We start from the raw sequence: 13,799 nt of genomic DNA on the forward strand, positions 1-13,799 counted from the left end.
CAACCATGCACGAGGTCGTTAGGCCCGGTGGTCAACCACAAGCGCGTCGCGAGGATCATGGGGGCCATCGGGCTCGAGGGAGTCCGCCTGCGCCGCCGGCACCACACCACCGTTGCGGACCAGGCCGCGGCGAAGGCACCGGATCTACTCGGACGACACTTCACTGCGGCCGCGGTGAACACCAAATACGTCGGCGACATCACATACCCTGCCAGTCAAAGGCTCGAAGCCGCTCTACCTCGCGACCGTCATCGACCTCGCCTTACGCCGTCTGGCCGGGTGGGCGGTCGCCGACCACATGCGGACCGAACTCGTCATCGACGCCCTCGAAGCCGCTGAGCAGACCTGCGGAAGCCTTGCCGGATCGATCATGCACACCGACCACGGCTCGCAGTATTCGAGCACGGTCTTCGCTGAAATCTACAGGTCAGCAGGGGTTCGCCAGAGCATGGGTGCGATCGGAGCCAGCGCAGACAACGCCGCCGCCGAAAGCTTCAACGCCGCGTTCAAGAGGGAGACCCTCAAAGGCGAGAATGCGTGGACACCGGATGTCGTGGGGTTCTGTCGGTTCATCAGCCGCCTTCGGTAATCACACCGATTCCCAGGGTCATATCTGCGTGCGTCTCCAGGGTTAGGTCTTTCGAGTGCTCTGAAAAAATGAAGGTTTGCCCATTCCCGTTGCAATCGGAAAGGCAGCACGAAACCTTATTGTAATAAGGGCTGGCGAAGAACGCACACCCCGCTCCAGTCGCGGCGAAGTAAAAGAGACTCGTGGTGATTCCGGTCATTTCGGGCCCCTTTTTTGGTTCCCCGCTTTCGAGATCGATGCTGTGGAATCGGCCGGGACAAAGAAAACAGGCAGTAGTGTTGTCCACGTGTACTGGCACGCCGGCGTAGTCGGCGAGTGGACGTTCATAAGATTTGGTTGTCGTGGTATCGATGATGGTGCATTTCTTTCCGCCGAAATCAGTTACGATGAGGTGGCGTTCGTCGGGGGTGAGGCTGATGTGGTCGGGGTGGGGGATGGTGTTCCATTGGGGGCGGTCGGCGTAGTAGTGGACTCGTGGGTTGTGGGGCATGGGTTTGAGGTCTTTGGTGACCGCGGCAGCTTTGCCGTCGCTGCTTGAAATGAGGGCGAAGGCGTGGGTGCCGTCGGAGGTGACGGCAAGGTCGACGATGGGCCTGCCGTGGGCGCCTTCGACTTCATAGGGAGCGGGAGCGGAGTTCGTCTTGCGGGTCTTGCCGCTGGGGTCAAGGGGGAAGGTGTAGATGAACCCGTCGCTGCCGCCGCAGTAAAGACGCTGATCGACATGGGGTGGCTGTCCGAAGCCGCCGGCAAGGGCTGCACACAGCAGCTTCGCCCCTTTCCCGGCCGCCAGGTGAGCTGCGGTCGGGCTTTTGGGATTACTGACATCGATCTCATCGACGTGCTCGGAGTTACCGATGCGATAGACCAGCGACCGGGGGGCATCCAGCAAGAGGATTCCGCCATGGGAAAGTCCGCCCTCCAGGCTGCTCACTGGATCGCTCACCGTTCGCGTGCTGGTGTCGATGGTCCGGATGCGGAACGGGGAGGGGGCGTACAGGGTGAGCTTGCTCATGGTGGTTCTCCTTAGCTGGTCTTGAGCTGGAAGGTGTCCCAGTCGGTGGCGCCGGTCTGTTGGTCCTGGTCGACGTGGGGGGGTGACGGTGTACCAGGTGTGGGCGGCGTCGAGGAGCAGGATGGTCTTGCTGTCAATGGCCCTGCGGACGTCGGCGGTGAGCGTTTTGGGTTCTGTGGTGAGGGAGCTGGTGCCGGTATCGGTGTCGGCGAGCCAGTACTTGTTGCCCGACGGCGAGGGCCCGGCCGGGTTCGTCGAGTGCGGTGGCGGCGGTGAACTGCTGAATGGATGGGCGCTCAGGTGGCTCGTGGTCTTTGGGGTCCCTTTACGGTACTGCTCTTGTGGTGGGTTGGGCAGGGCGCAGGAAGGAGGCGCTCGGAGTGAAGCCGGCTGATTATGGATATTCAGACGATGCTGCTCCAGAGGGAGGACTGCCCTCACGATTGACATGAGTCAGGGGCTGATGCTGAATTTGCGTCCATGCCCCGCTGTTCGCCGCGACGCCGGGCACGTCCGAGGATGTCGGCGGCGTGAGGCTGTGCGGCACGGTCACGGCGGCCGGGAGTCCTCGGACGAAGCGCGGTGTATGGATAACACCAGCGCATCAACCGGGAGCCCCGCTTCGTCACCCGACCCCTGTGACCCTCCGTTCTCCGTTCTGGAGCAGGGCGCAAGGCCCGGGAGGAAGAGAAAAAAGCGGAAGCTGAATGGGCCAAGCTCACCCCCGAGGAGCGCATGAAACGCGCCAGGGAAGAGTGGACGAAGGAACCGGGCCTGAGCCTCAACATCGGCGGGCCGTCCAGAGACCAGGAAGAGAAGTAAGCCCTCGCCCCGCCCGCCACAACGACCACGCCTGCCTGAGGCAACCACGTGCCCGCTCCGCAGCAGCTCTCGCGTGACCTAAGGGCTGTCCGGCAGGCCACGGACGGACGGAGCCAGAGACGCGTGGCGGCAACGGCTACGCCAGCGGCGGTAGTCGGCCTGCCAGGTGGGATCGGCAGCTTGCTGCCGGGCGGCTTCCTGCAGGTCGTGGTGTGGGCACCAGGTGACGACACGGCCGCCTTTGGCGGTGGTGCACCGGGACCTGAGCGGGCAGGTGATGCACTGCTCCGCAGTGAACCAGGCCTTGCGCTGGTGGTGTTTGCCACCGGGTGGCAGGAGGACAGTGCTGTGGCCGGCCGGGCAGGTCACCGTGTCGGCCGCCGCATCGATGCGGAAGTCGTCGAGAGTGAAACCGCCGGCAGCCTTCCTCAACGCGGCCGGTTTGATCAGCAGCCGGTGCCCGGCCTCGATCAGCGCCGCCCGCAAGGCGGCGGTGGAATAGGCGGAGTCGGCCAGGATGTCGAAGGCTTGTGTCTCTTCGTTGAGCAGGTCCAGGGCAACCGCGGCTTCGTGATGGGCGGCCCCGGCGGCGGACCGCAGAGTGATCACGGTGATCAGCCCAGTCTCGGGCTCGACGACGAGGTGGGCCTTGAACCGTCCCGATACTGGGAGACGGACTTGTGGACGTGCCGGGCGTCAGGATCGACGGTGGAGACCACCCGGTCGTATGCGGTGCGGCGGGCGATGCGCCACCGCCCGTCGGAGTCGTAGGCCACTTCCATGTCCTGCCCGGACACCAGGGCCAGGGTGCCCACGGCATCGGCCGCCCGGGCCGAGATTCTGCTCGGGAAGGCGTCCCAGCAGGTTGAGGGCGTCGGTGACGAGCGCGTCGACGAGTTGGGTGCGGGCCTCCTCGTCGTTCCAGGCGATCCTGGGTTTGCCCGGGTCAGCGTAGTCGTGGGCCCTGCAGTACTCGTCGGCCACCGCAGCGGCGCCGGGAAAGTCGCGGATCGCGCGGCGGATCGCGGCGATGAGTTGGGTGACCGTGTCCTGGGTGGCCACCGAGTCCTCCATCACCGCGGAGTCCAGAGCCCGCCGGTGCCTGTCCTTGAGCACGCCGGTGGCGGCCACCACCTTGCGCACCGCGTCGAAGATCCGGTCGGGCCGACCGGATCGGGCCAGCCGGCGCCGGAAGTACGCCAGCAGGGACGGATCGAATGCCCGGTCGTTCAGGCCGAGCCCGCACGCGGCCTTCCAGCGCCAATCGCACCGCAGGTGCTGGACAGTCTCGACGTCCGACAGCCCGTGCAAGGTCTGCAGCACCACCGCGCAGGCCAGCTCCCCGGGCGGCACCGACGGACGGCCGTCCGACGCGGGATACATGTCCGCGAACATCGCCTCGGGAAACAGAGCGTCCCGGCGCTCGGCCAGGAACGCGAACATGCTCCCGGCTGGAATCAACTCCCGGCACGTGACCCACACATCAGGCCCGACCGGACGACTGGGCGGCCGTCCCATCATGCCTGTCACTTTGACCCCGAACCACATGATCCAGGAAAAGAACAGCCCAACATCTTCACTGGATTCCTAGGCACAATGCCGTTGCGTTACGGTCTGGCCGTTCTCGGTGGGTGGATGAGGACGGCCTGGGTGGGGGTTTGGGTGGGTTGTGGCCAGTGGCGGTGTGCGGCTCTTTTGAGCCGGTAGTTGGACATCTTGCGTTTCACGACCCGTGGTTGACTGCGAAGTCGGCGTGGGGGCCGAAGGCCGTCCAGGCTGTCGTCACGCCACCGCGTCAGGTGTCCGATCAGCAGTTCAGGGGGAAAAGACACCTGGCGAGGTGGTGACGCTGCGCCGGACGGCGCGCAGCGTGTCGGTGAAGGAGAGCCGGTCCGGATCGGTTCTTTGGGCGGTGGCGCATCGGACCATCAGAGACCGCAGGGCGTAGTGGACCAGCAGGTGCGCCCAGATCTGCTGGCGCACACCCTCGGGCGTCTTGCTGGAGAGCACGACCCGCGGACCGCGCTGCTGCGTCTTGATCTCGGCGAATACCGATTCGGCCTCCCACCGCTCGCAGTACACGGCGGCCAACTCCGCTGCGGGGTAGAGCTCTTCGTCGAGGAGGTCGGTGACCAGGCGGTACTCCTCCACTCCCGAACGGGGACCGATTCCTTCGAGCCCGTAGGCGATCACCCGCACCCGGACCGGGTCACGCTTCTTCCCGTCGGTGCCGGCATGCAGGCGGCTGAGCCAGGAGCCGTCCGCAAGCCGCTGCTGAACGGGAAGCACCCGGTTCGCCGAGACCCGCCACAGCAGATGGGCACCGGTCGCGGTGAAGGCCCGCCACAACGGCACACCGAGGAACTCACGGTCGGCGAGCACGAGCATGTCCGGGCCGGTTGAGCGCACCAGCCGGGCCGACAGGGTCAGCTCGCCGACCCGGCAGCCGCCCAGCTCCGCGTCGAGCACCGCATGCGTCCCGCACTCAACCAACGCGGCCATTCGTACCTGCGGGAACGCCGACCGGTCCGGCTTGCGGGTGTTGCCCGGACGGCCGAACTCCGCAGCATTCGCAGGTGAGTCGGCGACGTCCCAGCAGGTGCCGTCCACTGCCGTCAGCCGAAGTCGCCGCCAGGACGCACCGGGTGTTCCCGTCCCGGCCAAGGGCCTCGCGGTGGCGGCGAACAGCACCCGCAACGGTTCAGCCCCGAGCCTCTCCCGGGCCCTGAACAGGGATGACTTGGCGGGGATCCGCCAGTCGCCCCACAGGCCGGCACTCCGCAGGCCCTCGGCCAGATGCCTCAGCACCTCCAGATACGGCGCCGGGGAGAACAGCGCCAGACCCAGCACGAAATAGACCGTAAGCCGAGCCGGCAACAGCCGTCTGCGCTGTTCGGTCCGGCCGCACGCCGCCACCACCCGATCCACCAAGCCCGGCGGATACACCCAGGTCAACAACCCCAGACCCGCCAGCTCAGGCACACGCTCAGCCATCGGCACCACCCCCGGAACAGCACCCAAAGCCTACGCCCACAGCTATCGCAACGGCATTGGCTCTAGGCCGCGTCGCGCTCCGCCACGCCCTCGCCGCCCTCGGCCCCGGACGCCGTCTCAGGCGCTTGCGGCGGGGTGGAGACCGCGTCGGCCGCGGCACACGACGCCAGGAGGTCACGCATGGACGGGGGCCGCTCCTCGGAGCGTTTCGCCACGGCGGCAGCAGGCTCTTGGGCCGACATGTATGCCTCCTGGGGCAGCTGGGCAAGGTCAGGTACTTAGGTAGACCTAACCGAGTCTCTGACTCCATGTGACCACGGCCGACACCGCCGACGCAACATCTTGCCGACGACTTGTCGGAACGTACGGACAGCCCTCTTCTACCCCAGCGGCGTCAGATCCACGCCCGCCCAGCGCGCGCCCACTCCGGTCACCGTGACGCCGCGCTCGTCGTCGGCCTCCTCGGCGCTGTCGAGGTCGTCGAGGCCCGGGGCGTCGGCCCCCACGGCCCGCTCGATGACGACGTGCAGCCGGTCGTCGGACAGCTCCTCGACCTTGCCGTCGCCCCACTCCACGACGATCACCGACTCGGGCAGGGAGACGTCGAGGTCCAGGTCCTCCATCTCGTCCAGCCCGCCGTGCAGCCGGTAGGCGTCGACGTGGACCAGGGCCGGGCCGTCGCCGAGCGGCGGGTGGACGCGGGCGATCACGAAGGTGGGCGAGGTGACGGCACCGCGCACGCCGAGGCCCTCCCCCAGCCCGCGGGTCAGCGTCGTCTTGCCCGCTCCCAGCTCGCCCGTGAGCAGCACCAGGTCACCGGGGCGCAGGAACGTGGCGAGTCTGCGGCCGAGTCCGCGCATGTCCTCGGCGGACTTGACGGTGATCCGGGTGGTGGTGGCGATGGTGGCGTCGGCGGCCGTTTCGTGGTGGGCCGTGTCGTGCGGGGCGCTCATACCCGCCGATGGTACGGGCTCGGGCCGGTAAGGGGCTCAGCCGTGCCGCCGCGGGCACGAACACCCGTGGCGGCCTTTGCCCGGCCGTGCCGACGGAGCCACGGACGGCCCCGCCCGCCTTCCCTCAGCCGTGCCGACGCGCTCCGGCCGCCCGTCGCTGCTCGATGCCCCGGGCCGCCTCGCCCGCCCCGGCCGCGGCCAGCACTCCGGCCAGGTGCTCGTCGACCGTCCCGGGGTCCTCCAGCATCACCAGGTGCCCGGCGCCCGGTACGAGCACCAGCTCGGCGTCCGGCAGGGCCGCCGCGATGGCCTCGCTGTGCTCGCTCGGCGTCATCAGGTCCCTCTCCCCGGCGAGGACGAGCACCGGCATGTGGTCGAAGGCGCACAGCGCCTCCACCTTGTCGTGCGCGGCGAGGGCCGGGTAGAACTCGGCGACGATCTCGACCGGCGTCGCCTCGATCAGCCGCTCGGCGAACCGCGCCAGCGCCGGGTCCACATCGCGCGAGCCGAACGAATAGCGCTTGATGAGCCCCGCGAACAGATCGGCGGTGGCCCGCCGCCCCCGCTCGACCAGCGCGGCCTGCGCGGTCATCAGCCTGAAGACGCCCGGCAGGACGCGGCTCGCCACGTTCAGCCCGCCGACGACGGGAAGGCCGTAGGTGAGCTCGGCGATCAGCCCCGAGGACGTGCCGATGAAGGCCGCGCCCACGACGCGCTCGGCGACCAGCTCCGGGTACTGCGCGGCGAGCGCCATCATCGTCATGCCGCCCATCGAGTGCCCCACCAGTACCAGGGGCCCCTCGGGGGCGGCGGCGTCGATGACCGCCTTGAGGTCACGGCCCAGCAGGTCGATGCTGACGGGCGTTTCGCGGTCGCGCTGGGCGACGCCGCGGGCGGAGCGGCCGTGGCTGCGCTGGTCCCAGAAGACGGTCCGCACGGCACCGCGCAGCGCGGACCGCTGGAAGTGCCAGGCGTCCTGCCCCAGGCAGTAGCCGTGGCTGAAAATGACGGTGACCGGCTCGGCCTGGGGGCGGGCGGCGCCCCCGAAGAGCCGTCGGCGGGGCGCCGGGGCGTCCGCCGCGGCCGGGTCGTCGACCTCGTCGACCTCGTAGTACAGCTCGGTGCCGTCCTCGGCGACCGCCTTGCCCGCGGTGCCGCGCAGCGTCCCGTACGGGGCCGAGGCGTCCAGGGCGAGGCGCGCCTTGCGGCGCATGCCGCGGCCCACCGTCAGGCGTTCCACCGCCACACCGACCGCGGCCCCGGTGGCGATGATCCCGATCGCGGCGCCCGCGACCCCGGCGCCCCGCCACCGGCCGGCGGCGTCCACGCCCGTGGTGTCTCCTTCGCTCATTCCCGGTCCCCCGTGTCCTAGCTGTGGTCCACGTCCTCGGTGATCTCCTGCGTGTTCCCGTTCTCACCGACATAGACGCGGGGCACCCGGCTGGAGATGCGCGTGACGACCTCATAGGCGATCGTGCCCGTGGCACGCGCCCAGTCCTCGGCGGTCGGCTCGCCCCGGTCGCCCGGGCCGAACAGCACCGCCTCGTCACCCACCTGCGCGCTGTCGCCACCCAGGTCCACGACGAACTGGTCCATGGCCACCCGGCCCGCGACCGTCCGCCACTTGCCCCCCACCAGCACCGGCCCGGTGCCGGAGGCGGCCCGCGGAATGCCGTCGGCGTACCCGACGGGGACGAGGGCGAGCGTAGTGGGCCCGGGCGTCGTGTAGTGATGCCCGTACGAGACACCGTGACCGCCCGGCGCCCGCTTGACCGAGGCGAGGGACGCGGACAGCGTCATCACGGGCTTGAGGCCGAAGTCCTCCGGGGTGCCGACCTCGGGGCTCGGGGAGACGCCGTAGACCGCGACACCCGTCCGCACGAGGTCGAAGTGGGTCTCGGGGAGCGTGAGCAGCGCCGGGGAATTGGCGATGTGCCGCACCTCGGGGGTGATCCCCTGGCGCTCGGCGTAGTCGAGGGCGTCCTTGAAGACCCGCAGCTGGGCCTGGATGGAGGGGTGGCCGGGCTCGTCCGCGCAGGCGAAGTGCGACCAGATGCCGGTGACCCGGATCAGGCCCTCGGCCTCGGCCTGGCGGGCTGCGAGCACCAGCTCCGGCCAGTCGTCGGGCTGGCAGCCGTTGCGCCCGAGGCCGGTGTCGATCTTCAGCTGCACCCGGGCCCGCAGGCCGCTCGCGTGCACCGCCGCCGACACTTCCTCCAGCGCCCACATGCCGCTGACCGACACGTCGATGTCGGCCTCGACGGCCTCCCGCCACGGCCCGCCCGGCGTCCACAGCCAGCACATCAGCCGTCCGGTGTCCCCCGCGTCCCGCAGCGCCAGCGCCTCCTGCGGCGTGGCCGTACCGAGCCACTCGGCCCCGGCCTGCCGCGCCGCACGCGCGCAGCGCACCGCGCCGTGGCCGTAGGCGTCCGCCTTGACCACGGCCATCAGCTGCGCCCGGGGCGCACGTGCCCGCAGCGTCGTCACGTTGGCCCGCAGGGCGGCCAGGTCGATCACGGCACGGGCGCGCATCGGCATCGGTGTCTCACTCATCCCCGTCAGTGTCTCAGGCCTCCCGGGGCGGCGGTGCGGGGTGTCATGTTCCGGGCGGGCACACGCCCCGGCGGCCACACTGAATCCATGAGGACTGGCTACAGCGTCGAGACCGTACGGGCCGCCGAGCGCGCGCTCATGACCGAACTGCCCGAGGGCGCCCTGATGCAGCGCGCGGCGGCCGGGCTCGCCGCCGCCTGCGCCGGCCTGCTGGGCAAGGTGTACGGGGCACGGGTGGCCCTGCTGGTCGGCAGCGGGGACAACGGCGGCGACGCCCTGTACGCGGGCGCCCGGCTGGCCCGGCGCGGCGCCGGGGTCAGCGCGGTGCTGCTCGCCCCGGACCGCGCGCACGCGGGCGGCCTGGCGGCACTGCGGGCGGCGGGCGGGCGGATCGCCTCCGCCGAGGAGGGCGACCGCGTGGTCCGGCGCGCGGACCTCGTCGTCGACGGGATCGTCGGCATCGGCGGCAAGGGCGGTCTGCGCCCGGCGGCGGAATCCCTGGTCGCGGCGGCGGCCGGGGCCCTGGTGGTCGCCGTCGACCTGCCCAGCGGCGTCGACGCCGACACCGGCGAGGTGCGCGGCACGGCGGTCCGGGCGGACGCGACCGTCACCTTCGGCGCGTACAAGCCGGGCCTGCTGATCGACCCGGCCCGGGAGCACGCGGGCGCCCTGCGCCTGGTCGACATCGGCCTCCGCCTGCCGGACGAGCCCGATGTGGAGGCGCTCCAGCACGCGGACGTCGCCGGGCTGCTGCCCAGCCCGGCGGCCGAGAGCGACAAATACCGCCGGGGCGTGGTGGGCGTGGTGGCCGGCTCGGACCGCTACCCGGGCGCGGCGGTCCTCTCCGTCGCGGGCGCCCTGCACGGCGGCGCGGGCGCGGTCCGCTACGTCGGCCCCGCGGCCGAGGCGGTCATCGCCCGCTTCCCCGAGACCCTGGTCTCGGCGGGCCCGCCGTCGAAGGCCGGGCGCGTCCAGGCGTGGGTGGTCGGCCCGGGCCTCGGCGACGACGCCCGCGCCCGCCGTGCCGTCGATGACGTCCTGGCCTCGGACGTCCCGGTCCTCGTCGACGCGGACGGCCTGCACCTGGTCTCCGTCGACGCCCTGCGGGCCCGGTCCGCCGCGACCGTCCTCACCCCGCACGCCGGCGAGGCGGCGGCCCTCCTCGGCTGCTCCCGCGAGGACGTCGAGTCGTCCCGCCTGTCCTCGGCGCGGGCCCTGGCGGAACGCTTCGGCGTGACGGCCCTGCTGAAGGGCTCGACGACGGTGGTGGCCTGCGCCTCGGGCGCGGCGGTGCGGGTGAACCCGACGGGGACACCGTGGCTGGCCACGGCGGGGAGCGGGGACGTGCTGTCGGGCCTGACGGGCTCCCTGCTGGCCGCGGGGCTGCCGGGGCGGGACGCGGCGTCGGTGGGCGCGTATCTGCACGGCCTGGCGGCACGGTCGCTGGGCGCGGCGCCGCTGACGGCGATGGGGGTGGCGGGGGCCCTGGCGGGGGCGTGGCGGGCGGTGTCAGAGTGAGAGTTCGGGCGACGTGCGGTAGAGAGCGCAGCCGCTCGGCAGCAGATCCACGTTACGGACGGGGCCGGGGTGGCGGAGGATCAGGCTCTCCAGGCTCAGGCCCTCCAGGAGGGCCAGGTCGAGGGTTTCCTTGGCGGCGAACTCATGCGTGCTGATGGCCAGCGCCCGGGTGCCCGGGAAGACCTCCGGCAGATGAGCCAGCCCGGCGAGACCGATGACATCGGCGAGGGCGAGGTCGGACACACGAAGCAGCGGCTCCGCGTGCCGCAGCGTGGTCAGGTCCATCCTCCTGATGCACAGCGCGCCGAGCCGGGGCAGCGTGGCCAGGGGAAAGGCCGACAGGGGATGTTCGGGGTTGCTGAGGGTAACCGTTACGAGCCGGGGGTGCCTGCTCAACCCCACCAGCCGCAGCCCGGCCGCACCACGTCCCAGGGTCAGCGACTTGAGCCGGGGCGGCAGCGGCAGTTCGCCGTCCGCCCCGTCGGGGACACCAGAATGGGTGCATTCGAAGTCCAGTGACTCCAGCCGTTCGAGACCGGCCACCGCCTCCAAGCCCGGGGGAAACCCGAACAAGGACAGTTCGAGGAGCCGGAGTGCTTCGCCATTCAGCGCCCCCAGGTGGGACACGCCCTCGGACTCGGTGATCCGCAGCGAGCGCAGCGGAGGGCAGTCACGCAGGGCGCGCAGATCGATGATCTCCTGACATCCGCGCAGCGAGAGGTCCGTGAGGGCCGGTGTGGCCAGGTCCGCCAGATCCTCGGGAGCGGACGACCCCCGCCACTGCACCTCGGGGCGTCCGCCGAGCCTCTTGAGCGCGGCCAGGTGCTCCCGGGTCTTCGCGACGAACGCGAGCGAGGCAGTTCTTTTTCCCTCGTACGAGAGCTTGCCGATCACCGCGTCCGCGTACTGATCGGTGTCGAAGCGGTCCCACGCCCAGGCGAGCTGGGAGCGGACCGCCAGGGAGGGGTGGGTGGCGTACCGGGACAGCAGGGGAATGGCCCGGTCGTCCGCCACCAGGGTCGCCGCCACGACGACGGCGTGGGCCACCTCGTCGTCCAGCCCTTCGGGCCCCGGCAGCAGGTCCAGCACGACCCGCCCCGCCGCCGCCAGTACCTTGGCCGACTCCTGGTCGCGCGGCGGCACGAGCTCCGCGGCCGCCTTCTCGACCCGTGCCCGCACGTCATAGGCCACCTCGGTGGCGTGCTCCAGACAGGCCGCGGCCAGCAGGTGCAGCCGGTAGCGGTGGGTTTCCTCGGCGTCCCCGCGCTTGAGGAGCATGTCGAGCAGCTCGGCACGCGCGCGTGGCGGGGCGTGGCCGACGGCCATGCGCAGCACGTCCTCCCACTGGTCGTCGTGGGCGTGGTTGACGAGGACGTCGAAGTCCCAGTCGTCCACGGCGGCCTGGGCCCCCAGATAGTCCTGGAACGTGCGGTGGATGAAGTCCAGGGTCTCGCTGGTGGGCCGCCGCAACAGCCCGCTGCGCAGGACGAGATGGCTCAAAATCTCCTCGGCGCTGCCGCGCGCGGCGACGGAGGGCATGGCGGGGAGCGCCCGTTCGACGATCTCGACGGCCTTGTGCCATTCGATCTCGGACCGGCCGTTGCGGATCAGCCAGTAGGCGATCTTCTGCAACAGCGCCACCTGATGGGATTGTTCGAGCTCCATCCCGTCCCGGCCCGCGACGATCTCGCGCTCGCGGTCCCGCCGTACGAGCAGCAGTTCCAGCGCGGCGCGGTACAGCTCCATCCGGCCGTGCGGCAGATATCCGCGGCGGGAGCGGTTGAGGGCGCAGATCAGCGCGCACATCAGCGGGTTGGTGGCCAGCCGCCCCAGGTCTGGTTTGGCGACGACCGCCGTGGTGAGTGCGTCCCGGAAGGTCCGCAACTGCGCGTTGTGCCGCGCTCCGGCGGCCGTGTGCCACCGGTCGATGAAGGCCGCGACGTCGCCCCGGCTCATCGGGAGCAGCTCCAGCTCGGTGAAGCCCGCGTCCGCGAGCCAGCCCTCGCGGACCGCGGACGGTCTGGTGGTGATGACGTACCGCGCGTCGGGGTAGGCGGCCAGCAGGTCCTTGACCCAGGTCAGCGTGCGTCGGCGGTCGGCTTCGGGGACCTCGTCCACGCCGTCGATCAGCAACAGCACGCTGCCCTCGGTCAGCCTGCGGGTCACCCACCCCGCGGCTGCGGGAAGCCCGGCCAGCGGTCGGGCGGCGGCAGCGAGGAACTCCTCCGGCTGCGGCAGCTCGCCCTTCCGGATCAGCGATCGCAGGGGCAGGGTGAGCGGCACGCAGTCGCTCAGGTGGCTCAGCCCCGGGGGCAGGTCGCCGCGTGCGCTGATCGTCGCGAGCCACTGGAGCAGCGTGGTCTTGCCCGAGCCGGCCGCGCCCCGCAGCAGCACCCGCTTCTGTCCGGCCAGCGCGTCTTCGGCCCGCCTCGGCGACGACCGTACGGCGGTGTCCCCGTCCGAAACCCCGAAGCCTCCGGGACGCGTGGAGCGTGGCACGCCGGTCAGTTCGAGGCTGAGGTAGGCCGCGTCGAGCGGCCATGTCTCGCCCTCACCGTCGGAGAGGGTGAGGCCCACGATGGTCAGTTCGCCGACCTTGCCGATGATGTAGTCGCGGAGCCTCCGCTCGAACGCCTCGATCTCGAGCTGGCGGGAGGAGGTGAGGGGGCGCGTCTCGGGCTTGTGCCCCGCGCGAAGGCACTCGCTGAGGAAGTCGAAGTGCGACCAGAGCGTGGCGGAGGACGTCACCATCAGACGTCCGTGGTTCCAGCCCTTCGGGTCCGCGCACACCACTCCGGCGAGCAGCCCGTCCACGAAGACGGCGGATCCGGACATGCCCGCCCACGGCGAGCTCCCGTCGGCGAGCGCCTCCGGGGCGCCGTGGTCGCTGTCGAGCACATGGCGGCCGCTGAGGAGATTGCTGCCCGGTTTGAGCGTCCCCACGACCTGCTCGGTGTCGAGTTCACCGTCCACGTCCCGTTGCACCTGCGGAAACCCGACGGTCTGGGCACCCGGCAGGGCCCTCAGATCCCGGGCCCGCCCCCACAGCAAGGGGTCGAAACCGCCCGCCACCTCTTCGGTCACCAGGTCCCGTTCGGCGAGCAGCAGTGCGGCGTCACACCGTCGCTTCTCGTCCCGCGCCCACACCACTTTGCACCGCACGGGTCCGACGCCGCCGGGCACGACGACCTGGGGCGCGGGCGCATCGCCCACCACGTGTGCGGCGGTCAGAACGAGCCTGGGCGCCAGCAGATAGCCACTCCCCTGGCTTCGGCCCAACACCGCCGCGATACGTTCCGTTGCCGGGTGCACAGCCGCCCTCCTCCGCCCGTCCACGCGCGGAGCTGACGATACGCCA

11 protein-coding genes are annotated in these 13,799 nt (G+C 70.8%); 2 read left to right on the plus strand and 9 right to left on the minus strand.

Annotated features, from left to right (window positions below):
* Positions 1–208: 208 nt before the first annotated feature.
* Positions 209–589: a DDE-type integrase/transposase/recombinase gene (locus JO379_RS34140; RefSeq protein ID WP_209518709.1), complete on the plus strand. Its 381-nt coding sequence runs from the start codon at positions 209–211 to the stop codon at positions 587–589.
* Here the strand turns inward: JO379_RS34140 and JO379_RS14790 are convergent.
* The 8 genes from JO379_RS14790 to alr form a co-directional block, all read right to left on the minus strand.
* Positions 573–1,601, minus strand: a complete 1,029-nt coding sequence (locus tag JO379_RS14790) for a lactonase family protein (protein ID WP_209515294.1) — start codon at positions 1,599–1,601, stop codon at positions 573–575. The genes JO379_RS34140 and JO379_RS14790 overlap by 17 nt on opposite strands.
* Before the next feature lie 900 nt (positions 1,602–2,501).
* Positions 2,502–3,032: a transposase gene (locus JO379_RS14795; RefSeq protein WP_209515297.1), complete on the minus strand. Its 531-nt coding sequence runs from the start codon at positions 3,030–3,032 to the stop codon at positions 2,502–2,504.
* An 87-nt stretch (positions 3,033–3,119) separates the two neighbouring features.
* On the minus strand, positions 3,120–3,971 hold the full coding sequence (locus JO379_RS14800) for a transposase (RefSeq protein WP_505016575.1): 852 nt from the start codon (positions 3,969–3,971) through the stop codon (positions 3,120–3,122).
* Positions 3,972–4,238: 267 nt separating this feature from the next.
* Entirely contained in the window at positions 4,239–5,417 is a 1,179-nt protein-coding gene (locus tag JO379_RS14805; protein WP_209514724.1) for an IS4 family transposase, read from the minus strand.
* Positions 5,418–5,479: 62 nt separating this feature from the next.
* Positions 5,480–5,659 carry a hypothetical protein gene (locus JO379_RS14810; protein ID WP_130879025.1) on the minus strand — a complete coding sequence of 60 codons (180 nt, stop codon included), beginning with the start codon at positions 5,657–5,659 and terminating at the stop codon, positions 5,480–5,482.
* Positions 5,660–5,797: 138 nt separating this feature from the next.
* The gene (gene tsaE, locus JO379_RS14815) at positions 5,798–6,370 is read right to left on the minus strand and encodes a tRNA (adenosine(37)-N6)-threonylcarbamoyltransferase complex ATPase subunit type 1 TsaE (protein WP_130879024.1); all 573 of its coding nucleotides are present in this window, start codon (positions 6,368–6,370) and stop codon (positions 5,798–5,800) included.
* 124 nt (positions 6,371–6,494) lie between these two features.
* Positions 6,495–7,721: an alpha/beta fold hydrolase gene (locus tag JO379_RS14820; protein WP_130879023.1), complete on the minus strand. Its 1,227-nt coding sequence runs from the start codon at positions 7,719–7,721 to the stop codon at positions 6,495–6,497.
* Between the two features lie 17 nt (positions 7,722–7,738).
* The gene (gene alr, locus JO379_RS14825) at positions 7,739–8,923 is read right to left on the minus strand and encodes an alanine racemase (RefSeq protein WP_130879022.1); all 1,185 of its coding nucleotides are present in this window, start codon (positions 8,921–8,923) and stop codon (positions 7,739–7,741) included.
* 87 nt (positions 8,924–9,010) lie between these two features.
* Between alr and JO379_RS14830 the strand changes: the two genes are divergently transcribed.
* Entirely contained in the window at positions 9,011–10,441 is a 1,431-nt protein-coding gene (locus JO379_RS14830) for an NAD(P)H-hydrate dehydratase (protein ID WP_130879021.1), read from the plus strand.
* Here the strand turns inward: JO379_RS14830 and JO379_RS14835 are convergent.
* The gene (locus JO379_RS14835; protein ID WP_209515301.1) at positions 10,433–13,753 is read right to left on the minus strand and encodes a serine protease; all 3,321 of its coding nucleotides are present in this window, start codon (positions 13,751–13,753) and stop codon (positions 10,433–10,435) included. The two genes, JO379_RS14830 and JO379_RS14835, sit on opposite strands and share 9 nt — an antisense overlap.
* Between the last annotated feature and the right edge of the window lie 46 nt (positions 13,754–13,799).

Origin of the sequence: Streptomyces syringium (assembly GCF_017876625.1) — a bacterium.
Classification (GTDB): domain Bacteria; phylum Actinomycetota; class Actinomycetes; order Streptomycetales; family Streptomycetaceae; genus Streptomyces; species Streptomyces syringius.